This window comes from Ferruginibacter sp. HRS2-29 (assembly GCF_024343615.1).
GTDB lineage: Bacteria > Bacteroidota > Bacteroidia > Chitinophagales > Chitinophagaceae > Ferruginibacter.
The window spans coordinates 60,289-80,151 of the sequence record NZ_RJUB01000010.1; the positions used below are offsets into that span (position 1 = coordinate 60,289).

Genomic DNA, 19,863 nt, shown 5'->3' on the forward strand with positions numbered 1-19,863 from the left:
GTATTTTACTTGGTCCCACACCTTCGCCCATTTTTTCGCCAGCTAAACGTCCTGTTGCACACCGGACAAATTTTTTGCGGCAGATCCGATTTTTTCTTTTGTTTCATTGTTGCAGATCTGATTTTTTAGGAATATTTCTGCACGGTTAAGATGGGCTTTTCTTTTTTCTTCGGTCATCTTATCAAAGGTTTTTATCAGCATGCCCAGCCGCTGATTTTTCGCCAGCAGGTCGCGGTGAACGTGTATGAAGCGCCAGAACAATCCGTCCCATATCTCCGACCATTCGCCTTTTTTGTGGTCGCTCATTTTCAGGAGGTAGTTGCTGCCGCTGATGTAAGGCTTGGTCGTCATCAGGCCGCCATCGGCAAACTGCGTCATTCCGTAGGTGTTGGGTACCATCACCCAATCGTAGGAATCAATGAAGAGTTCCATGAACCAACGGTATACATCATCCGGGTCAAACTCGCAGAGCAACATGAAATTTCCCAGTACCATCAACCTTTCTATATGATGGCAATAACCGGTCTTTAAAACTTTTCGGATCACATCATCGAGCGGCACAATGCCTGTTTCGGCTTTCCAGAAACTTGCCGGAATTTTTCGCTCAAATCCCCAGAAATTTCTTGTGCGCTGTTTTACCGATTCTCTCTCGTATACGATCCTGATATATTCGCGCCAGCCCATTATCTGCCGCAGAAATCCTTCGAGCGAATTTAAAGGCACGAGGTTTTTTTCAGCAAATTCAATGGATTTGTCTATGACATATTGCGGCGTAAGCAAACCGGTATTCAGCATCGGGCTCAGGCCGGAGTGATACAAAAAATGTTCGTTGGAAACGATCGCATCTTCATACACGCCGAACTTTTCAAACCTTTTTTCGAAAAAATCCTGTAGCCACAATGCTGCATCTTCGGGATTGACGGGATAGAAAAAGTGATCCGTTTCACCATAATTTCCAGGGAAATATTTTTTTACATAATCTTTCGCTTCTGTTACAAATTTATTTTCGGCGGGAGTATACAACCGTGGTAACAGTTCTCCCTTCGGCATTTTTTCGCGGTTATAATGATCGTAACTCCATTCGCCACCTGCCGGCTGAAGTTTATCGTCTACCAGTATTTTACGGGTCTTTCGCTGATCGATGTAAAAAGCTGTTTGGAAATAAGAACGTTTCTTGTCGAAATATTTATTCGCGGATATCATATCATTCAAAAAATATCCGGTGTCATATTTTGTAGCCCTGATATGATGAAGCGTACATTTCCGGGTGATCCTTTTTTGCAGCCAGTCATCAACCGGATCGATGTAAGCAATTTCTTTGTAGCCTTCGGCAGCCAGCCAGCCCAGTAGTTTCCTTATATCACAACGTTCATCCGTCGATTCGATATACCGTACTCCATGGCCAGTTTCCCGCAGGTAACTTTCATAAGTTTTCATGGAAGCACGGTGCAGCATTATTTTCTGTTGATGAAAATTGTATTGCCGGAAGAAAAGAAATTCCTCCACCAGAATAACCTGTGTGCCGGGTTGCAGCCATTTATTCGGATAAAATAACTGGTGCGGAAAAATGATAAATTGGAGTCGCATATCAATATAAACCAATAAACAAGCCATTTGTTCCCGTTCGTTGCCTGATTTTATCCATTGGCGAAGTAAAGAATTACGCGGCTGTTATGCAGCCATATTTTTGTCCTGCAATCAATAAAAATGAAAAAGATATTATTTACGGGATTAGCCTGCATCATAGCCGTGCTGATCATACATGCGCAGGAAGCTGTGGTGAAAAAAGAAGCGAAACTTCCACCCAAGATCACGAGGGTAGATGTAGAATCGCTTCCACAGGAAACACGGAATAGAGGCAAAGTACTGGATGCCGCCCGCTGGACGGATGACGACGGCGAACATACCCTGGTGACCACCGAAACCGGTGAGATAACAGGTGCTGATGATACCAAAAGCGCCGGCATATTTGCGTTTCATTATTTGCTAAAACAAAACAGGCAGGAACTTACCTGGAAACTGAATGATGCGGTGAAGGATTGCCCGGTAGATGTGGAAGCCGGTTATGTACACAATACATTCGCCGTTACCGATCTTGATAAGAACGGGAAAGCCGAAGTATGGCTGATGTATATCACTGCCTGCCATGGCGATGTGAGCCCGGCCAATATGAAGATCATCATGTACGAATCCGGTAAAAAACATGCTGCCCGTGGAACGAATAAAGTACAGGTTTCGGAAAAAGAATTTGCCGGCGGTGAATATAATTTTGATGAAATATTTAAAAAATCCCCGAAAGTATTCAGGCAATATGCGGATAAACTCTGGCAGAAAAATATTCTGCAGAAATAGTGTTGATCACTGTAACACCAGCTTCATCATAGGCCCAAGCCTTGCCGCCCACCTGGCATATTCCTTACCGGAGGGATGAAGGCTGTCGGGGCATATCAGGCTGCGGTCGTTCAATGCATCTCTTGTGGATGGCGTAATGTCGAGGTAATTACAAAAATACTGAACACTCACTTCGCGGTTGATCTTATTGAACAGTTCGATCTGTTTCCGGATAAATGCCGTATCCGAAAAACCGGCAGCGGGCGTAACACTGTAATCCGGAATGGAAAGTACGAATACACGGTTCGGCGATCTTCCGGCAAACCCTATGGATGTTTTCAGCAAGGTGGTAAACCTTTCGCGGTAGCCGATGGTATCTTGCCGCATATATTGATCGTTTACCCCGATAAGCAAGGTCACTACATTGTAATTATTTTTGAGGTCTGCCGCCAGGATGCCCGCAGAAAGGTCGGCAGTTGTCCACCCTGTAGTGGCCACATATTTCGGATCAGCCATATCGATGCCTTCATTTTTCAGCCATTCTTTTGTCTGCGCCGGAAACCGGTCCGGAGCCGGTACACCCTGCCCGATTGTGTAAGAATCGCCCAACGCCAGGAAGTTTTTTTGAAGTGAAGGTAGACCAGGTATTGGATCTACAGTAGCTACAGAAGTGTCATTTTTTTTGCATGACAAGGCAAGAAGCGCTATCGCTGAAAAAAATAATATGGAACGTGCTGTTTTCATCTGGCTAAAGATACGCTATCAGCGGAAAAAAGTTTTTGGCAGCGGATGGTTTTCCGTAGATTTTCGCAGAGGGATAGTATGCAGATCAACGCGGATAAATCTGCGTGTATTGATTTGCGTACATCTGCGGGAACAACTATTATTGCAAAACAATTTCAACTTCTACCAATGGCGCTCATAAAAGATATTTACTCTCCGCAGTTTTATAAAAACTTTACTGCAAGTCTTTCACAAGTCCTGCCATCGCTGGATAGCAAAAAATTCATCCGCGAAGTGTTCAATAATGATTTTGATGGAATGGAATGGAAAGACCGCATGAAACATACCACGAGGGTATTGCATACCGTGATGCCTGCGGATTTTCCAAAAGCTGCAAAGCTGATCCGCAAGCTGATCGTGCAGCTCCGGAAAGACAATGCGGGCGACGATGCGCTGGCGTACATATTTCTGCCGGATTATATAGAAACGTACGGACTGGAACATCTGCAGGTATCTGTAGAAGCATTTGAGTTCATTACACAATTCATAAGTTGTGAATTTGCCGTGCGGCCGTTCATTTTGAAGTACGGGCAATCCATGATGGATGAGATGGTCAAATGGTCGGTGCACGAAAGTTATAAAGTACGCCGGCTGGCCAGTGAGGGGAGCAGGCCTCGTTTGCCCTGGGCAATGGCGCTGCCGGAATTGAAAAAAGACCCTTCGCCGGTGTTGCCCATTCTGGAAAATCTTAAGAACGATCCTTCGGAATCGGTGAGAAGAAGCGTGGCGAATAACCTGAATGATATCGCGAAAGATCATCCGTCGGTGGTGATCGCTATTGCTAAAAAATGGAAGGGCGTTACAAAAGAAACCGATGCTGTCATAAAGCATGGAGCAAGGACCTTGTTGAAACAAGGCAATCCGGATGTGCTCAGGCACTACGGACTTACCGGTAAAGATATCCTGCTTTCGGGTTTTGATATTCTTACACCAAAAGTGAAGACTGGGGCCTCGCTGGATTTTGTTTTTACCATTACCAACGATACGAGGAAAGCACGCATCATCAGGCTTGAGTATGGCATTTATTACCAGAAATCAAAAGGGCATCTTGCCAGGAAGGTATATAAGATCAGCGAACGATCTTTCGGCGCCGGAGAGAAATGTACTATTCATAAGAAGCAATCTTTCCGCATCATTACCACCCGGAAATTTCATACAGGATTGCACCGTTTGTCCATCATCGTTAATGGCGAAGAGAAAGGAACGAAAGATTTTATTTTGACGTAGCCCGGCACAACGGCAGTTTTTTTATTTTATCCATTTATGTAATTCTCATTTTGCCGGCATCTGCAAAAAAAAATTACGTATGAATAAGCTATTAACTGCTCTCGTCCTCCTCTGCTGCTTTAGCGCTACTGCACAGGATACTGCCAAAACAACCTCTAAACTTACCACCGCCACTGTTTATTATGGTTATGGTGCCGAGCTCACCCACGAATCGAGGGTGAATGTAAACAGCGGGATCAAACAGATCGTCATCAACCAGTTGAGTACAGCTGTTGATGTAAACAGCCTTCAGATAAGCGTTCCGGATAATGTGGCGCTTTTATCACACAAATACACTATTTATTATCCCACTGCGGTTGCCGTAAAAAATCCTCTTACCAAAAAAATGCAGGATACGGTAGTTCTTATCAATACTGAATTACGTAAGAACCGCAATCTTACTTACATTGAAGAACAGACATTGGAAAAGACCGGGAGGCTGGTGGAAACAGTGATTGCCAATAGTGGCAATAAAACGGTGAGTGCCGAAGATGCGTTGAAACTCATCAGTGCCTATACGGCGAAAATTGAAAAAGCCCGCACCAATATCTTTAACCTTAAAGAAGCGGAAATGCTTATCAATAGCCGGTTGACAGCTTTGTACGAACGCATACAGCAGGCGGCAGGCGTGCCTGAAGAACCGGGTAAACCTTACGGGCAGCTGATCCTGCAGGTGCTGTGCAAAAACAGCGGCGAGATCCCGGTCTCGTTTAGTTACTTTACAAAAAATGCCGGCTGGGTGCCTTTATATGATATAAAAGTGAATGCAAAAACCAATGAAATAAAGCTGGTGTACAAAGCATCTGTTACCCAAACAACCGGTATCGACTGGAAACAGACAAAACTCACATTAAGCACCAGCAATCCCAACCTCAATGGTGCCGCACCTTTGCTCACTGCCTGGTACCTGCAGCTCTATCAACCACAGGTGTATAACCAGATGCTTGAAGGTAAAGTGTCGGGGCTGGCGGTGCAGAATACTATTCAATCTTTCAATGATGATAAATCACTGAGCGAAGTGGTGGTAACCACAGCAAACGGGATAGAACGACAAAAGAAAGATCTTGGTTACGCCACTTCTACCATTACGCCAAGCACTTTGCAACAATACACGTCGTTGAATGAAAGCCAGCTCAATACCAATTTTGAAATTGATCTTCCTTATGATATCGAGAGCAATGGGCAGGTTCATGCGGTGACCATCAAAGATGAAAAGATAAATGCTTCGCTGAAAAATTATGCGGTGCCGAAGCTGGATAGGGATGCCTACCTGCTGGCGGAAGTGAGCGACTGGCAAAACCTGAACCTGTTGCCGGGTACAGCCAACATTATCATGGATAATACCTATATCGGCAAATCTTACATCGACCCTAACAGTACCGCTGATACGCTCAACCTGTCGCTGGGTAAAGACCGCAGGCTGGCGATAAAACGTGATCTGCTGAAAGATTTTACCAGCACCAAAACAAATGGCAATACTACCCGCCAGACATTCACCTACGAACTTACTGTGAAGAATAATAAAGTGACGTCGGTAGATATGCTGCTGAAAGATCAATACCCCATCAGCATGGTGAAAGACATCGAGATCAAGCTGGAAGACGGAAGCAACGCGGCCGTAAATGAGGAAACAGGCATACTCACCTGGAAAATACAATTGAAACCGGGGGAAAGTAAAAAAGTTAGATTCAGTTACACAGTTAAATACCCGAAGGATAAAAGGATAGCGAATTTGTAAGTTTAGGAGGTTTAGGGGGGTTAGGAGTTTAGGGGGGATAGAGAGTTTTATATAAAATAATTCTAAACCTCTAAGCTCCTAAACCTCTAAACTCTTCTGCATTTCCTTCAGCTTACCGATAATATCTTCCGTTCTGGCATGTTCTTTCCGGTTGTGTCTTTTGCCGATCCACAAAGTGGCAATGAGCATCCAGGTGATGTAAACAACCAGGAAAAGGATTTTCCAGAAGATGCTGATCGGTGGTACTACGAGCGTTTCATAAAAGTAAAATGCGAAGGCGATGTTGAGTGCGATGGTGTAGATGAGGGTTCCTTTGGTATTTACCCATTTCTGATGTAGATAAAATTTTTCAAATTCCAGCAGCAATACGGAAGGTGATTGTGAGAAATTTGCTTTTTTAAGAAACTGAGATTGCCTGAAACGCACGGCAGAAAAAACGACGATGCACAACATCATTAAACCAAGCCCGATGTAGGAGCTGGTAAATTGAAATTCTATTTTGCACATCACCACCATCATGGATACCAATGCGGCGAGCAGGCAGAAGACCTGCAGAAGGATTTTGTTGGCTAAGATCTTTTTTTGCTTCAAAGCTTTTTTGATCATTTCACCCGCGTCCGGCAAGGGCGTTGCCGGCGTTGATTTCCATAAAGCTTCTATATCGTCAAATGTTTTCATCGCTGAAAAATAATTTTGTTAACTCCTGTTTGATCCTGTGGATCTTCACTCTCAGGTTTCCATCGCTGATGTTGAGCGCCCCGGCAATTTCATCGTACGGTATTTCTTCCAGTACCATGGAAATGATCAGCCTGTCGGCTTCCGGTAATTGATGTACTGCTTTGTATAATTGTGCCACCTGTTGTTCTTTTACCACGCCGCTGTTGTCATCTGCCCTGTCAAAATGCTCCTGCAATTCAACGGGTGTTTTATTTTTATTCGAACGGATATGAGAAAGGCAGGTATTTACCGCGATCCTGTATATCCAGGTGCTCACTTTGGCATCGCCTCTGAAATTGTTCAGGTTTTGCCAAACCTTGATGAACGTTTCCTGCAAAAAATCCTGTGCCTGCGCTTCACTATCGGTATACGCCCGGCACATGCGCAACACCTGTGGCGCATGTTTGTTGTATATCTCCGTAAAAGCAGGTTCGTGGTTCAATGCAAAAGGCTTAATGAACGGCAATTTATTTTGTTTGGTCGAATATTACTGTTGGATGCAGGGAAAAGTGTTTTGTTACAGGGTAGTCAACTCCCGGTAGTCAACCTGTGGTAGTCAACCCGCGGTAGTCAACCTGTGGTAGTCTACTCGTGGTAGTCTACTCCCGGTAGTCAACCCAATAAAAAATGCCGCAACAATTGCGGCATTTTTTGTTATTCCAAAAAATAACTTATTTCCTGTTCCCGTCAGCATCCAGCTCGATGATCTCGTAACCAAATTTCTGCAAGCCCGGCAGTATTTTCGCCTTATCACCCACCAGCAGGATATTCACCTTGTCGGTATTCAGCCATTTTTTTACCAATGCGTCAATTTCCGGTTTGGTGATCCCTTTGAGGATCTTATTTTGTGTTTCTACAAAATTCGCCGGCAGGTTGTACTCCAGCATGCGGCCGATGAAACTGGCTTTTTGCGCTCCTGTTTCATATGCCAGCGCATCCCTTTGCACCAAAGCGCTTTTCATGAAACTGATCTCCTGCGGAGTGATCCCGGCCGCTGCATAATTTTTAATTTCCCTGATCACTTCAGTCAATGCACTATCCGTAGCATCGGCACGTATGCCCGAACTGAATGTGAATTTTCCACTGTATTTATCACTCTGGAACGAAGAGCGTGCACCGTAGGTCCAGCCCTTGTCTTCTCTAAGGTTGATGTTGAGCCTGCTGTTAAAATCACCACCCAATACATAATTCGCCAACCCAAGTTTATAATACTCTCCGGTGGCATCATACAGCAATCCATTGGCGCTGCCTACACGAAACTCCGTCTGCGCAGCCTTTGGTACATCTACCAGGTAGATCACGGTTTTTGTAAGAGGAGCAGGTTTCGCTGGTTTTTCTACCGCAATTTTTTTATTCGGCAACGAATTCAGGAACGCCAGCTTAGGCAATATTTCATTTTCTTTGATATCACCCGCTATCACCACTTTTGCATCCTGCGAAGTAAGATTGCCGGAATAAAAATCTTCCACATCTTTCAGTGTGAGATTTTTGATCGTCAGTTCCGTGCCGTTATCACTCATACCTAAAATAGTGTTACCATAATTGATCTTGTCGTACACAGTAGTAGCGATAGATGCGGGCTGAGATTTCCTTTGCTTGAAACCTTCCAGCGCCTGCTTCTGTATCCTTGTAAATGCATCTTGCGTAAAATTCGGGTGCAGCAATTTTTCTTCCAGCAGTTCCAATGTAGCGGCCACATTCTTTTTCAATGTCTACACTGTGATCACTGTGTAATCAAAAGAACTTGAAATATTGATGTTGCTGCCCAGTTTCTGAAGGGCCAGCGCCATTTGCTCGGCAGTATATTTTTTGGTATCCTCATTCATCATGCTGGCTGTAATGCCCGCTATGCCTGATTTTGTAGGGATATCGGTTTCTGCAAGCTGTCCTCCCGGAATTTTGATGGAGATGGTCACCACCGGAATTTCGGTGTTTTCAGTGCCGATCACTTTGATGCCATTCGCCAGGTTCTTTTTCCAGAAAGCCGGTACTTTTATGAGTGGAGAAGCGCCGTTGCCAGGCATTTGCTTGCGATCGAAATTATCTGCAGCTTTTACATATTTCAATCCGGCATAGCCGTAATCGGGGCGTGTATATTGCGTGGTATCAACTTTATAATTGTCCGGTTTAGCCTCAATGGCCCTGTTGTCTTTTGTAAGCACGCTCACAGTTACCGAAGCTTTTCCTTTGATATATTCATTGTACACCCTCATCACATCTTCTTTGGTTACCGACTGGTACATGGCCAGCAGTTTGCCGATCATGTTAGGATTGCCGGTGAATGTCTGGAATGCAGCCAGCTGCGATACTTTTCCTGAAACACTTTGCAGCCCGTTAATATATTGCGATTCGATGCCGCCTTTGAATTTCAGGATGTCATCATCCGTAACACCCCGTTGCTCGAATGCCACCAGGGATGCGGCAAACAAACTATCCAGCGATGAAAGGCTGTTGCCCGGGAATGGGGTGATCTGTACAGAAAATTCGCCACTCAACTCACTCATACGGCTAAACGCAGTTGCATTGATCGCTTTCTGAGGCTTTACCATTTGTTGATACAGGATGGAATTTTTTCCCTGGCCAAGTACCTGCGCAAGGCAGGCCAGTGGAGCCATATCCTTATCATAGTTTTTTACAGTAGGAAAAGTTTTTACCAGCAAAGGCAACCTTGCATAATTATCTACAAAACTTACATACCTGTCAGAAGTAAGTTTTACCGGGGCCAGAACAGTAGGAGTCACTTCAGGCCCGCGTGGGATGCTGCCAAAATATTTTTCTACCAGCCTGATGGTTGTTGCCGGATCAAGATCGCCGCCGATGGTGATGGTGGCATTGTTCGGGCCATACCACCTCAAAAAGAAATTTTTCAGATCCTGTACATCCACCCTGTTCAGGTCTTCGATGTAGCCGATGGTGAGCCAGCTGTACGGATGGCCGTATGGGTAAAGATTTTTGCTGGTGAATTCGCTCAGCAAACCATAAGGACGGTTATCGTAATTCTGTCCGCGTTCGTTCTTTACAGTACTGCGTTGTATCTCAAATTTTTTCTGTGTAACGGCATCGAGCAGGAAGCCCATGCGGTCACTTTCCAGCCACAGCATTTTTTCCAGCTGATTGGCGGGAACGGTCTCGTAGTAATTCGTCCTGTCGAGGTTGGTGCTGCCATTCAGCGTTCCGCCTGCTTCGCTGATGATCTTGAAGTGCTGTTCGTCCCCCACATTGTCGCTTCCCTGGAACATCATGTGCTCGAAGAAATGTGCGAAGCCACTTTTGCCGATCTCTTCACGGGCACTTCCCACGTGATAGGTAATATCCACATGTACCAGCGGATCGCTGTGATCCTCTGCCAGCAAAACGGTCAGCCCGTTGGGCAAAACATATTTTTCATAAGGGATGACCATTTCATCACCTTTTTTCACAACTTTTTCTACCAGCTTCGCCTGCGCAAAACCGGTATGCCCTGCTATGCAGAGGACTGTAAGCAACTGTATATATTTCTTCATACAAAAATTTTTGTGTCCGAAATTACGCAATAATTATCTGTTATTCGATGCTTTGTATTTACTGAAGTTTGTAATACTCCACGGCCGTTGGGCTTTTTCTTCCCGTCTTCCCGGCAAAAAATTAGCCGGGAAGACGGGAAGAAAAAAAGCATATCAAAAGCATGGGTTCATCACAGAGGAGCCAGCGTGTCTCCGTGAAAAAACTCTGTATTACTCTGTGGTTTCTCTTTAATTTTATGAAAAAATAAACCAATGGCAACATCACACGAAATAGATTACCGTATTTACGGCGAAGAATTACAATTTGTAGAGATAGAACTCGATCCTTCCGAGACAGCGATCGCCGAAAGCGGCAGCTTCATGATGATGGAGGAAGGCATACAGATGCAGACCATCTTTGGCGATGGCAGCCAGCAGCAGCAATCGGGCGGCTTCCTGGGTAAATTGATGAGTGCCGGAAAACGCCTCTTGGTGGGAGAAAGCCTCTTTATGACGGCATTTACCAATATAGGGCAGGGGAAAAGGAAAGTGAGCTTTGCAGCTCCCTATACCGGGAAGATCATCGTTTTTGATCTCTCCAAACTGGGCGGAAAGATCATTGCACAAAAGGATGCATTTCTTTGCGCTGCCAAAGGGGTGAGTATCGGCATCGAATTTCAAAAAAGGCTCGGCACGGGTATCTTTGGTGGCGAAGGGTTTATCATGGAAAAACTGGAAGGCGATGGACTGGCGTTTGCGCATGCAGGCGGATATATCGTGGAAAGGGATCTGCAGCCGGGAGAAATATTGAAGGTAGATACGGGCTGTATCGTAGCCTACACCGCCGGTGTTGATTTTGACATAGAATTTATCCGTGGTGTACGCAACTGGATGTTTGGTGGCGAAGGGTTATTTTTCGCGAAACTGCAGGGGCCGGGAAAAGTGTGGCTGCAATCGCTGCCGATCAGTCGCCTCGCAGGAAGGATATTCCAATATGCTCCGCAAACGGGGGGAAGAAAAGAAGAAGGAAGTATACTGGGGGGATTGGGGAATTTGCTGGACGGTAGGGAATAAAAATTCAATTAAGAATTAAAAATTAAGAATTAATAATGGATAATAAAATAGCCGCTCATGGAGCGGCTATTTTATTATCTTATAGAAAATTAATTTCTGCTATTCAGCTTGGAAAGTAACCGTAATATTTCCAGGTACAACCAAACGATGGTAACAAGCAGGCCGAAAGCGCCATACCATTCCATGTATTTTGGAGCACCCATTTCGGCGCCTTTTTCTATCATGTCAAAATCGAGGATGAGGTTCATCGCGGCAAGCGCCACCACGAATACTGAAAAGCCGATCCCGATAGCAGAACCCTGCAACAGGAAAGAAGGCAGGTTTATACCGGCAAGATTAAGCCCGAAACAAACCAGGTAAAATAGTGCGATAGCTGCAGTAGCAGTAACTACAATCGCCCTGAAAGTTTTTGTCGCACGGATGATGTTGAATTTATACAGGAGAAACATGGCAGCTACCACGCAAAAAGTGAGCGCTACCGCCTGTATCACAATTCCACCATAACCGCCGGCATAACCACCCTGGCGGCTTGATACAGCGTATTCGAAATAAGCAGAAACGCTTCCTACAAATAAACCTTCGAGCAAAGCGTAAGCCGGTGCAAGGTATGGGCTCCATTCTTTTTTAAACATGATGATGAGCGCCACCACCAGTCCGCCGATAGCTCCGGTAAGGATCAATGGATATACATTGCCGCCGCCGGAGAATTCACGCCATGCATAAAAAGCGGTGCCAAGTGTCATTAAAAATAGAAAACCGAATTTATTCAGCGTTCCTTTTACGGTCATGGAATTACCGGTGTCAGCGATCTCATCCAGTATGGTGCTGTTGAACCGTTTTTCCGAAAGGGTAGGGTTGCCCGATTTAAAAATAGACATAGATGATAGTTTAGCTAATAAAATTAATCAATAACTTAAGAAAAAGAAATCTTTTATAAAGGGAATCAGAAAATCATACTTCAACTGATATGCACCCACATTCTTAATTTTTAATTCTTAATTGAGCCCCGGGTATTGACTCACGGTTTCAAAATTATACTCATCCCTTTTTTTAAGGGCAATGATCAGCCGGTGAAGAGCGCTGCTGTCGGCCGGGCTTAAAAAAGTGCGGTCGTGCGCCAGCAACACGAGGCTGTTGGGCATTTTGGTCCTGTTCTTTGCAAAAAGGCTGTCTATCTGCTGCAATAATAAAGTATCCGACTGCACCAGTTTCTGGTCGTTGGTAAAATGCCATTCCAGGTCCCAGCCGATCGCTTTAAAACCTTTTCGCTGCAGGCTGTCCGCCGCTGCCGAAGTGGTTTTGATGTCGGTACTGTTTACCGTGGAAGTTCGCCACACATTCCGGCCGGGCGTACGTACGATATTGGTCGTCAGCTGCAGGCTATCCGCACAACGTGCGAAGTCCTTTACCATGCTGTCGGGCTGATCGTAGAACTGGCGGTACTTGTTTTCAAACGCATGCGAATAACTGTGGTTGGCTATTTCGAAAAGTTTGTTGATGATCAGGCTATCGTAGATGGCACGTTGCTCCTTGCTGCCATACACATGTTCACCAATGACGAATACGGTGGCTGGGATTTTTTCGGCATCCATGATGTCCATCACTTTTCGTGTACCCTTGTTGGGGCCATCGTCGAACGTGAGGTAGATCGTCTTTTTCTTTTTAGCAACCACCGGCGCCAGTTTCACCGTAACCACGGTATCCGCTTTCACGATCACCGGTTTGAAAAGGGTCGCTCTTTTTTTTGTTTCGTAAATGTAAAATGTGCTGAAGGCAATTGTCAGAAGGGATGTTTTGAACAGGGTCGAGCTGTTGAAATATCCACCGGGGCCGGCGTCCATAATGTATGTTGGTTTATGGATGTGAAGATAGATGCAAGGGAAATCATTTTGCAAACCGGGATTGTTAATTGAAGGTTAATCTAAAGCCGATACTGGTTGCTGGTTACTGGATGTTCTTTAGGATGAACCTTCGCTGATTTCTTCGCTACGATATCCAGCAACCCGCATCCAGCAACCCGCATCGGCCTTTCACTTGTAGATAGCCACTCCATTTTCCACCAACACATCGGTTCCGTAAAGTATCCGTAGTTTTTTGCCCGGCTGTATTTTCCGCATCCCTTTTCCAAAATTGATCACTACGGTGATCTTTTCTTTTTTGTAAATGCGTTCAAAAGACAGCAGGTCATTGCTCAGCTGCAGATTTTTATAGCGGCCGTATTGCAACGCTTTTTCCGAATTGCGCAGCGCTATCAATTGTTTATAGCCGTTCAAAATGGAGTATGGGGCCTGTTGCAGTCTCTCAACATTTACAGAATCAAAATCACTGTTCACCGGTATCCACGATTGCCGGGTAGAAAAGCCTGCAAAAGGAGAGCTATCCCATTGCATGGGGCTGCGGGATTTGTCGCGGTTATGGTCATTGCCTTCCACAAGTGCAGCGGCAGGGTTTTTCCCTGCATCAATGGCGAGTTTGTAAAAAGTTTTTCCCTGTATATCTCTCATCTCTTCAGGAGTTTTAGCGATGGTATTCCGCATGCCGATCTCCTCGCCATAATAAATAAACGGAATCCCTTTGGCAGTCAGCATCAACGCCGCCAGTGCCAGTGCTTTTTCAGGATCATTGCCCGCCAGCCGGTCCATTATCCTCGGCATATCATGACTACCGAAAAATAGGGTAGGGTACCCCGGCATATTATTTTCCATGCTTTGTAATTCGTCGTAGATCCGCTTCGTGGAAAATGACGGAATGCTCCCGAAGTTGAAATTAAAGACCACATCCAGTAATCCCGGCGACTGGTATTGTTTCAGTATATCTATCTTGTCGCTGCCGATCTCTCCAACGATAAAACGATCCTTGTATTCATCCACCACCGCCCTTATTTTTTGGATGGCATCTTTTACACCGGCCTGATCGATATCGTATTGATGTTCCTGTTTACCCTCCTTTACAGGGTTGTCTGTAAGGATACTTTCTGTAGTCAAAAAATTGATCACATCCAGCCGGAAGCCATCCACCCCAAGGTTGAGCCAGTAACGCAGCGCTTCCTGTACCTCTTTTACCACCTGTGGGTTCGACCAGTTGAGGTCGGCCATTTTTACATCAAATTTGTGGTAGTAATATTGACCGCTCAGTGGGTCTTTTTGCCAGGCCGGCCCTCCAAAAAATGATTCCCAGTTATTGGGCTTGTCCCGCCAGATATAATAATCGCGGTAAGGATTATCCTTGCCCTTACTGGCTTCCTTAAACCATTTGCTTTCGGTAGAAGTATGGTTAAGCACCATATCCATGATCACTTTTATGCCGCGTTTGTGCGCTTCTGCAACATAGTTTTTAAAATCATCCGTATTTCCATACACCGGATCGATGTCGTAATAACTGGCCACATCGTATCCATTGTCCACCTTTGGCGAGAGCAGGAAAGGGGTGAGCCAGATACCTTTTACGCCCAACTTTTGCAAATGATCCAGTTTAGCCTCCATTCCCTTAAAATCACCGTAGCCATCGCCATTGCTGTCGGCATAACTGGGCATGTAGATTTCGTAAAAAACACTCTCTTTCCACCAGGTTTTTTGGGTTGACTGGCCAACGGCTGTAAACGAAGTGACAAGAGTCAAAAAAGGGATGAGGGAAGCGTAGAATCTCATTTACAAAGAATTGTGACTCTAAATATATCGATATTTTTCTCACCGCAGAGAAAGGAGAGAGCAGAGTTTACGCAGAGTATCTCTGCGAAAACTCTGGCCACTCTTGTTCTCTGCGGTAGAGAAACGTAACAATTTAATAGTAATAGCCGCCTTCATTGTCTATTGCGCATTGCTCGTTATCTTTGCAAAATGGAACAGTTAAGAATTCAAATAGAGCAATACGAAAAGGAAATTGAAAATGCAATCGTTTCTACAAAAGATGAATTAGAGGCCTTCAGGATAAAATATCTTGGAACTAAGGGATTAGTAAAATCAATCATGGGAGAAATGAAAAATGTACCTGCTGATCAAAAAAAGATGGCAGGTTTCATGCTCAATGAGTTCAAAATATCCGTTGAAAATAAATTTGAAGAATTGAAATCTGCTGTTGGTGAAGATAGTGGCGAAATCATAGGTACGGTCGATTACAGCCTTCCCGGCGATGATCTGCCGCTGGGTACCAGGCACCCGATCAGCATCGTGCAGAACAAGATCATGAGCATTTTCCAGACCCTGGGATTTGCCGTAGCCGAAGGGCCTGAAATAGAAGACGACTGGCATAATTTTTCCGCCCTCAACCTGCCGGAAAACCACCCTGCAAGGGATATGCAGGATACGTTTTACCTCAATGAAGATCCTGCCTGGCTGTTGCGCACGCACACCAGCAGCGTACAGATACGCGAAATGCAAAAAGGTAAACTGCCTTTGCGCATCATTTGCCCGGGAAGGGTATACCGCAACGAAACCATCAGCGCCAGGGCGCATTGTTTCTTCAACCAGGTAGAAGGATTGTACATTGCCGAAAATGTTTCTTTCGCCGATCTCAAACAAACACTTTATTTCTTCGTACAGGAAATGTTCGGGCAGGATGTGAAAGTCCGTTTCCGCCCTTCTTATTTCCCCTTCACCGAGCCAAGCGCCGAAATGGATATCAGCTGCCTGATCTGTGGTGGCAGCGGCTGTAATGTGTGCAAAAAAACAGGCTGGGTAGAGATTCTCGGATCGGGAATGGTGCACCCCAAAGTGCTGGAAAATTGCGGGATCGACAGCAACAAATACACCGGCTTCGCGTTCGGGATGGGCGTGGAAAGGATCACCATGCTCAAATATGATGTGAAGGATCTCCGGCTTTTCAGCGAAAATGATATCCGGTTTTTGAATCAATTCAAAGCAGCTTATTAGTCAATAGAGAATAGTCAATAGTCAAATCTTTGAAGTGTACTATTTTTTTCAGATCTATACGGTTGAATATCTTGTATATAAACTTCTGGATAAGTAAACTTCATTCAACGTGCAACCTCCGAAGATTTGACCATTGACTATTGACTATTCACTATTTGGCATCATAATTGAAAATTCTTCGTCTATATAATTAAACCCACAGCATCATGAAAAAGATATATTTACTTTTTTGCATGTCCGCAATCCTATTCGCGGCATGCTCCACTTCCAAAGAAGCCCGTGTACAAAGAAGGACCGTCGATGGCAACTGGCAGCTGGAAACCGTAGTTACCGAAGGAATAACCGGCAAGATCAAAGCACAGATCTTCAATGAAGAAGATTTCAATTGTTTTGTAGGAAGCAGCTGGAGTTTCAACGGCAACAACAGCCTGGGCAGTTACAACATCGCACAAAATTCAGGCGAATGTGTAGCCATCAAAAGGCAGATCCGCTGGTCTATTTACGAAGCTCCGGGCCAACCGAAACTATTCCAGTTCAAAAGGCTGGATGATAAACTGAAAGAGATCGATGCAGGTGCCGGCTTCCGCTTCACCATTTTACAGCTTAACGACAACACGATGCAGCTCAGGAGTGATATCACTTTCGAAGGCAAACCGGCATCGTTCATTTATAATTTTGTAAGAACAAAATAACTGCAGGAATGAGCCTTTGCGTGCCCCGCCAAATGACAGGGGGTGCGTTCATTAGAAATTAAAAAACTAAAACATTATGAAACACATATTCAGCAATACAATATTATCAGCCGTGGCAGTGGTGATCCTTGCCAGCGGTTGCGAAACCATTAAAAAATCCAGCAACCAGGATAAAGGTGTGGCCGTTGGTGCTACCAGTGGGGCTGTGATCGGCGGTATCCTGGGAAACAATATCGGTAAAGGAAAAAATACTGCGCTGGGAGCTATCCTTGGGGCTGCTATCGGCGGTGTAGCCGGTGGTATTATCGGTAACAAAATGGATAAGCAGGCGGAAAAGATCAAAACGGAGATCCCGGGAGCAAAAGTAGAAAGGGTAGGTGAAGGTATCAATGTGACGTTTGATGAAAACAATCCTGATGGAAGCAAAGCCGGAGTTTACTTCGCTACCGCAAAATTTGATATCACCGCCAATTCCAAGCTGGCATTGGACAAGCTGGTAAAAATATTCAACGAATACCCCGAAACGAATATCCTGGTAGAAGGCCATACGGATGATGTAGGGGCAGATGCCTACAACATGACCTTGTCGGAAAAAAGGGCAGAAGCGGTAGGTAACTATCTGAAAGCAGCCGGTATTGCGGCTTCCAGGCTTTCTATCAAATGGTACGGAGAAGCTCAGCCAAAAGTAGATAATCTTACTGCAGAAAACAGGGCGTTGAACCGCAGGGTGGAATTTGCGGTAACAGCCAATGAAAAGATGAAGACAGATGCCAAAGTAGAGGCGGATAAAAATCCATAGGTTTCACGCAAAGAAGCAAAGAGATCGCAAAGGCGCAAAGTATAATTATATGCTTTGCGCCTTTTGCCTTTAAGCCTTGCTGCTTTGCGTGAACAAAAAAATATCCTCTATTTTTGCAACATGATAAAAAAAGTATGCGTTGTTGGTGCCGGTACCATGGGAAGCGGAATAGCGCTCACGGCTGCCCAGAATGGTTTTGAAGTAGTGCTTTTCGATATCAATGAGAATGTGCTGGAAAGCGCAAAATTACTCATTGGCAAAAACCTCGATTTCCTCATCAGTAAGGAAAAGATTAGCGAAGCACAGAAGACCGTGATACTACAGCATCTTCTATTTACCACCAATGCCGATGAATGCCTGGCGGATATAGTGATAGAAGCCATCGTGGAAAAACTGGAAGCTAAAGAAAAAATATTCATCAGCCTTGCCGCCATCAATGCTCCTTCCACTATCCTGGCGAGCAATACTTCTTCGCTTTCCATTACAGCCATACAAAAAAATATTCCATCACCCGGCAGAGTAGTGGGCATGCATTTTTTCAATCCCGCCAATGTGATGAAACTGGTGGAAGTGGTAAAAGGTGCTCAAACAGACGATGCTACGGCTTCAGAAGTAATGCAGCTTTGCCTCGATCTGAAAAAGACACCGGTATTGTGCAATGATGCGCCCGGTTTTATCGTAAACCGCGTAGCAAGACATTATTACCTCGAAGCGATGAAACTGGTGGAGCAGAAAATAGCCACCATCGAAAATGTGGATGCTGCTATGGAAGCGGCAGGTTTCAAAATGGGCCCATTCAGGCTGATGGATCTGATTGGTATGGATATCAACTATGCTGTTTCGGAATCTGTTTACGCGGCTTTTGATAACGCCGAACGATTCAGGCCATCACCCATTCAAAAAGAAAAAGTAGAAAAAGGTGAACTGGGGAAGAAGACGGGGAAGGGGTTCTATCAGTACAGTTGAAAGTTGAAGGTTGATGGTTGAAAGTTGTACTTTCAACGGATATTACTTAGCAGGTTTCAAATTTCGCTGTAACTGAACTCGCTTTATATAAAATCATTTCGGATAAAAATAACATTCAACTTTCAACCATCAACATTCAACCTTATGGTTTTAGTCACAGGCGGTGCAGGTTTATTGGGACAAGAACTCATCCGTCAGCTGCTGGCTGAAGGCAAGACTGTGAGGGCCATCTTCAACAAAACGAAGCTGCCGGATTTTCTGAATGACAATTTCATGCAGGAGCAGGCGGATATCCTGGATGTGGTGGCGCTTGAAAATGCCATGAAAGCTGTTTCTGAAGTGTATCATTGTGCAGGGCTTGTTTCTTTTTCTCCAAAAGATACCCAACGGCTTTACAAGATAAATGTGGAGGGCACGGGCAATGTGGTGAATGCCGCATTGTCGGCGGGTGTGCGCAAGATCGTGCACGTGAGTTCGGTGGCGGCGCTGGGGCGGATACGCGAGGGCGAAACCATCAACGAAAGCATGCAATGGACGCCCGCTACCAGCAACAGTAAATACGGCCATAGCAAATTTCTCGGCGAAATGGAACTCTGGCGGGGCGTTGCCGAAGGGCTCGATGCCGTGGTGGTAAACCCGGTGATCATACTCGGCCCGGCCAACTGGAACGAGGGCTCCACCAAAATATTCCGTTCTGTATACGACGAGTTTCCCTATTACACCGAAGGTATAACCGGTTTTGTAGATGTGCGGGATGTAGCTGCCGCGATGCGCCAGTTGATGGGGAGCGAAATTTCGGGAGAACGATTTATCATCAGCGCCGAAAATGTAACGTATCATTCCGTATTTGATATGATCGCGAAAGCATTTGGGAAAAGATTGCCCTACAAAAAAGTAACGCCCCTGATGGCCAAAGCATTCTGGAGGATACAGGCCATCAAAAGTTTTTTTACGGGTACGAGCCCGTTGGTTACCAAAGAAACCACCGCTACCGCTTTGGCAAAAGTATATTTTGATAACAGCAAATTGCTGAAAGCCTTGCCCGGGTTTTCTTATCACGCGCTGCAGGATACCATTGATTTTACCTGCAGGGCATTGCAACAAAAGATTAACAAGTAATCCGCTAATTTCGGTCTTAATATTTCAT

The 19,863-nt window shown here is 45.1% G+C and carries 19 protein-coding genes; 9 read left to right on the top strand and 10 right to left on the bottom strand.

Features of this window, described 5'->3' with window-relative positions:
* Window positions 1-5: 5 nt before the first annotated feature.
* Window positions 6-62 (bottom strand): hypothetical protein, encoded by a 57-nt coding sequence (locus EGI32_RS21285; protein WP_369681631.1) that lies wholly within the window; start codon window positions 60-62, stop codon window positions 6-8.
* On the bottom strand, window positions 43-1,587 hold the full coding sequence (locus tag EGI32_RS05405; protein ID WP_255154355.1) for a cryptochrome/photolyase family protein: 1,545 nt from the start codon (window positions 1,585-1,587) through the stop codon (window positions 43-45). The genes EGI32_RS21285 and EGI32_RS05405 overlap by 20 nt, the downstream gene beginning before the upstream one ends.
* 120 nt (window positions 1,588-1,707) lie before the next feature.
* Between EGI32_RS05405 and EGI32_RS05410 the strand changes: the two genes are divergently transcribed.
* Window positions 1,708-2,352: a M949_RS01915 family surface polysaccharide biosynthesis protein gene (locus EGI32_RS05410; RefSeq protein WP_255154356.1), complete on the top strand. Its 645-nt coding sequence runs from the start codon at window positions 1,708-1,710 to the stop codon at window positions 2,350-2,352.
* A gap of 6 nt (window positions 2,353-2,358) precedes the next feature.
* Here the strand turns inward: EGI32_RS05410 and EGI32_RS05415 are convergent, their stop codons facing one another.
* Entirely contained in the window at window positions 2,359-3,075 is a 717-nt protein-coding gene (locus EGI32_RS05415) for an SGNH/GDSL hydrolase family protein (RefSeq protein WP_255154357.1), read from the bottom strand.
* Between the two features lie 168 nt (window positions 3,076-3,243).
* Between EGI32_RS05415 and EGI32_RS05420 the strand changes: the two genes are divergently transcribed.
* Window positions 3,244-4,341 carry a DNA alkylation repair protein gene (locus EGI32_RS05420; protein ID WP_255154358.1) on the top strand — a complete coding sequence of 366 codons (1,098 nt, stop codon included), beginning with the start codon at window positions 3,244-3,246 and terminating at the stop codon, window positions 4,339-4,341.
* Window positions 4,342-4,420: 79 nt separating this feature from the next.
* Window positions 4,421-6,118, top strand: a complete 1,698-nt coding sequence (locus tag EGI32_RS05425) for a DUF4139 domain-containing protein (protein ID WP_255154359.1) — start codon at window positions 4,421-4,423, stop codon at window positions 6,116-6,118.
* Window positions 6,119-6,196: 78 nt separating this feature from the next.
* Here EGI32_RS05425 and EGI32_RS05430 read toward each other — a convergent pair whose 3' ends face one another.
* From EGI32_RS05430 to EGI32_RS05445, 4 genes are all read right to left on the bottom strand, one after another.
* A complete protein-coding gene (locus EGI32_RS05430) occupies window positions 6,197-6,796 on the bottom strand; it encodes a hypothetical protein (protein WP_255154360.1) in 600 nt (199 codons plus the stop codon).
* Entirely contained in the window at window positions 6,783-7,301 is a 519-nt protein-coding gene (locus tag EGI32_RS05435) for an RNA polymerase sigma factor (RefSeq protein WP_255154361.1), read from the bottom strand. Before EGI32_RS05435 ends, EGI32_RS05430 begins: the two co-directional genes overlap by 14 nt.
* A gap of 205 nt (window positions 7,302-7,506) precedes the next feature.
* Window positions 7,507-8,544 carry a pitrilysin family protein gene (locus tag EGI32_RS05440; protein WP_255154362.1) on the bottom strand — a complete coding sequence of 346 codons (1,038 nt, stop codon included), beginning with the start codon at window positions 8,542-8,544 and terminating at the stop codon, window positions 7,507-7,509.
* Window positions 8,545-8,547: 3 nt separating this feature from the next.
* The gene (locus tag EGI32_RS05445) at window positions 8,548-10,338 is read right to left on the bottom strand and encodes a M16 family metallopeptidase (protein WP_255154363.1); all 1,791 of its coding nucleotides are present in this window, start codon (window positions 10,336-10,338) and stop codon (window positions 8,548-8,550) included.
* Between the two features lie 252 nt (window positions 10,339-10,590).
* Here EGI32_RS05445 and EGI32_RS05450 point away from each other — a divergent pair, with 252 nt between their 5' ends.
* Window positions 10,591-11,391 (top strand): TIGR00266 family protein, encoded by an 801-nt coding sequence (locus EGI32_RS05450; RefSeq protein WP_255154364.1) that lies wholly within the window; start codon window positions 10,591-10,593, stop codon window positions 11,389-11,391.
* Window positions 11,392-11,480: 89 nt separating this feature from the next.
* Here the strand turns inward: EGI32_RS05450 and EGI32_RS05455 are convergent, their stop codons facing one another.
* The 3 genes from EGI32_RS05455 to EGI32_RS05465 all read right to left on the bottom strand — a co-directional run bounded on the left by EGI32_RS05455 (window position 11,481) and on the right by EGI32_RS05465 (window position 15,038).
* Entirely contained in the window at window positions 11,481-12,269 is a 789-nt protein-coding gene (locus EGI32_RS05455) for a Bax inhibitor-1/YccA family protein (protein ID WP_255154365.1), read from the bottom strand.
* Window positions 12,270-12,386: 117 nt separating this feature from the next.
* A complete protein-coding gene (locus EGI32_RS05460) occupies window positions 12,387-13,232 on the bottom strand; it encodes a polysaccharide deacetylase family protein (protein ID WP_255154366.1) in 846 nt (281 codons plus the stop codon).
* Window positions 13,233-13,421: 189 nt separating this feature from the next.
* A complete protein-coding gene (locus tag EGI32_RS05465; RefSeq protein WP_255154367.1) occupies window positions 13,422-15,038 on the bottom strand; it encodes an alpha-glucosidase in 1,617 nt (538 codons plus the stop codon).
* Between the two features lie 189 nt (window positions 15,039-15,227).
* Between EGI32_RS05465 and pheS the strand changes: the two genes are divergently transcribed.
* From pheS to EGI32_RS05490, 5 genes are all read left to right on the top strand, one after another.
* Window positions 15,228-16,259, top strand: a complete 1,032-nt coding sequence (pheS, locus tag EGI32_RS05470; RefSeq protein ID WP_255154368.1) for a phenylalanine--tRNA ligase subunit alpha — start codon at window positions 15,228-15,230, stop codon at window positions 16,257-16,259.
* Window positions 16,260-16,492: 233 nt separating this feature from the next.
* The gene (locus EGI32_RS05475; protein ID WP_255154369.1) at window positions 16,493-16,951 is read left to right on the top strand and encodes a lipocalin family protein; all 459 of its coding nucleotides are present in this window, start codon (window positions 16,493-16,495) and stop codon (window positions 16,949-16,951) included.
* A 76-nt stretch (window positions 16,952-17,027) separates the two neighbouring features.
* Complete coding sequence (locus EGI32_RS05480; RefSeq protein WP_255154370.1) at window positions 17,028-17,750, top strand: OmpA family protein; 723 nt, start codon at window positions 17,028-17,030, stop codon at window positions 17,748-17,750.
* A gap of 120 nt (window positions 17,751-17,870) precedes the next feature.
* Window positions 17,871-18,716, top strand: a complete 846-nt coding sequence (locus EGI32_RS05485; protein WP_255154371.1) for a 3-hydroxyacyl-CoA dehydrogenase family protein — start codon at window positions 17,871-17,873, stop codon at window positions 18,714-18,716.
* A gap of 144 nt (window positions 18,717-18,860) precedes the next feature.
* Window positions 18,861-19,835: an NAD-dependent epimerase/dehydratase family protein gene (locus EGI32_RS05490; protein ID WP_255154372.1), complete on the top strand. Its 975-nt coding sequence runs from the start codon at window positions 18,861-18,863 to the stop codon at window positions 19,833-19,835.
* Window positions 19,836-19,863: the final 28 nt, after the last annotated feature.

Excerpts from the sequence above, each read along its gene's own strand:
- EGI32_RS05405 (WP_255154355.1), bottom strand. The coding sequence starts at position 1,587 with ATGCGACTCCAATTTATCATTTTTCCGCACCAGTTATTTTATCCGAAT.
- EGI32_RS05465 (WP_255154367.1), bottom strand. The coding sequence starts at position 15,038 with ATGAGATTCTACGCTTCCCTCATCCCTTTTTTGACTCTTGTCACTTCG.
- EGI32_RS05410 (WP_255154356.1), top strand. The coding sequence starts at position 1,708 with ATGAAAAAGATATTATTTACGGGATTAGCCTGCATCATAGCCGTGCTG.
- EGI32_RS05415 (WP_255154357.1), bottom strand. The coding sequence starts at position 3,075 with ATGAAAACAGCACGTTCCATATTATTTTTTTCAGCGATAGCGCTTCTT.
- pheS (WP_255154368.1), top strand. The coding sequence starts at position 15,228 with ATGGAACAGTTAAGAATTCAAATAGAGCAATACGAAAAGGAAATTGAA.
- EGI32_RS05420 (WP_255154358.1), top strand. The coding sequence starts at position 3,244 with ATGGCGCTCATAAAAGATATTTACTCTCCGCAGTTTTATAAAAACTTT.
- EGI32_RS05480 (WP_255154370.1), top strand. The coding sequence starts at position 17,028 with ATGAAACACATATTCAGCAATACAATATTATCAGCCGTGGCAGTGGTG.
- EGI32_RS05455 (WP_255154365.1), bottom strand. The coding sequence starts at position 12,269 with ATGTCTATTTTTAAATCGGGCAACCCTACCCTTTCGGAAAAACGGTTC.
- EGI32_RS05430 (WP_255154360.1), bottom strand. The coding sequence starts at position 6,796 with ATGAAAACATTTGACGATATAGAAGCTTTATGGAAATCAACGCCGGCA.
- EGI32_RS05485 (WP_255154371.1), top strand. The coding sequence starts at position 17,871 with ATGATAAAAAAAGTATGCGTTGTTGGTGCCGGTACCATGGGAAGCGGA.
- EGI32_RS05445 (WP_255154363.1), bottom strand. The coding sequence starts at position 10,338 with ATGAAGAAATATATACAGTTGCTTACAGTCCTCTGCATAGCAGGGCAT.
- EGI32_RS05425 (WP_255154359.1), top strand. The coding sequence starts at position 4,421 with ATGAATAAGCTATTAACTGCTCTCGTCCTCCTCTGCTGCTTTAGCGCT.
- EGI32_RS05450 (WP_255154364.1), top strand. The coding sequence starts at position 10,591 with ATGGCAACATCACACGAAATAGATTACCGTATTTACGGCGAAGAATTA.
- EGI32_RS05475 (WP_255154369.1), top strand. The coding sequence starts at position 16,493 with ATGTCCGCAATCCTATTCGCGGCATGCTCCACTTCCAAAGAAGCCCGT.
- EGI32_RS05460 (WP_255154366.1), bottom strand. The coding sequence starts at position 13,232 with ATGGACGCCGGCCCCGGTGGATATTTCAACAGCTCGACCCTGTTCAAA.
- EGI32_RS05490 (WP_255154372.1), top strand. The coding sequence starts at position 18,861 with ATGGTTTTAGTCACAGGCGGTGCAGGTTTATTGGGACAAGAACTCATC.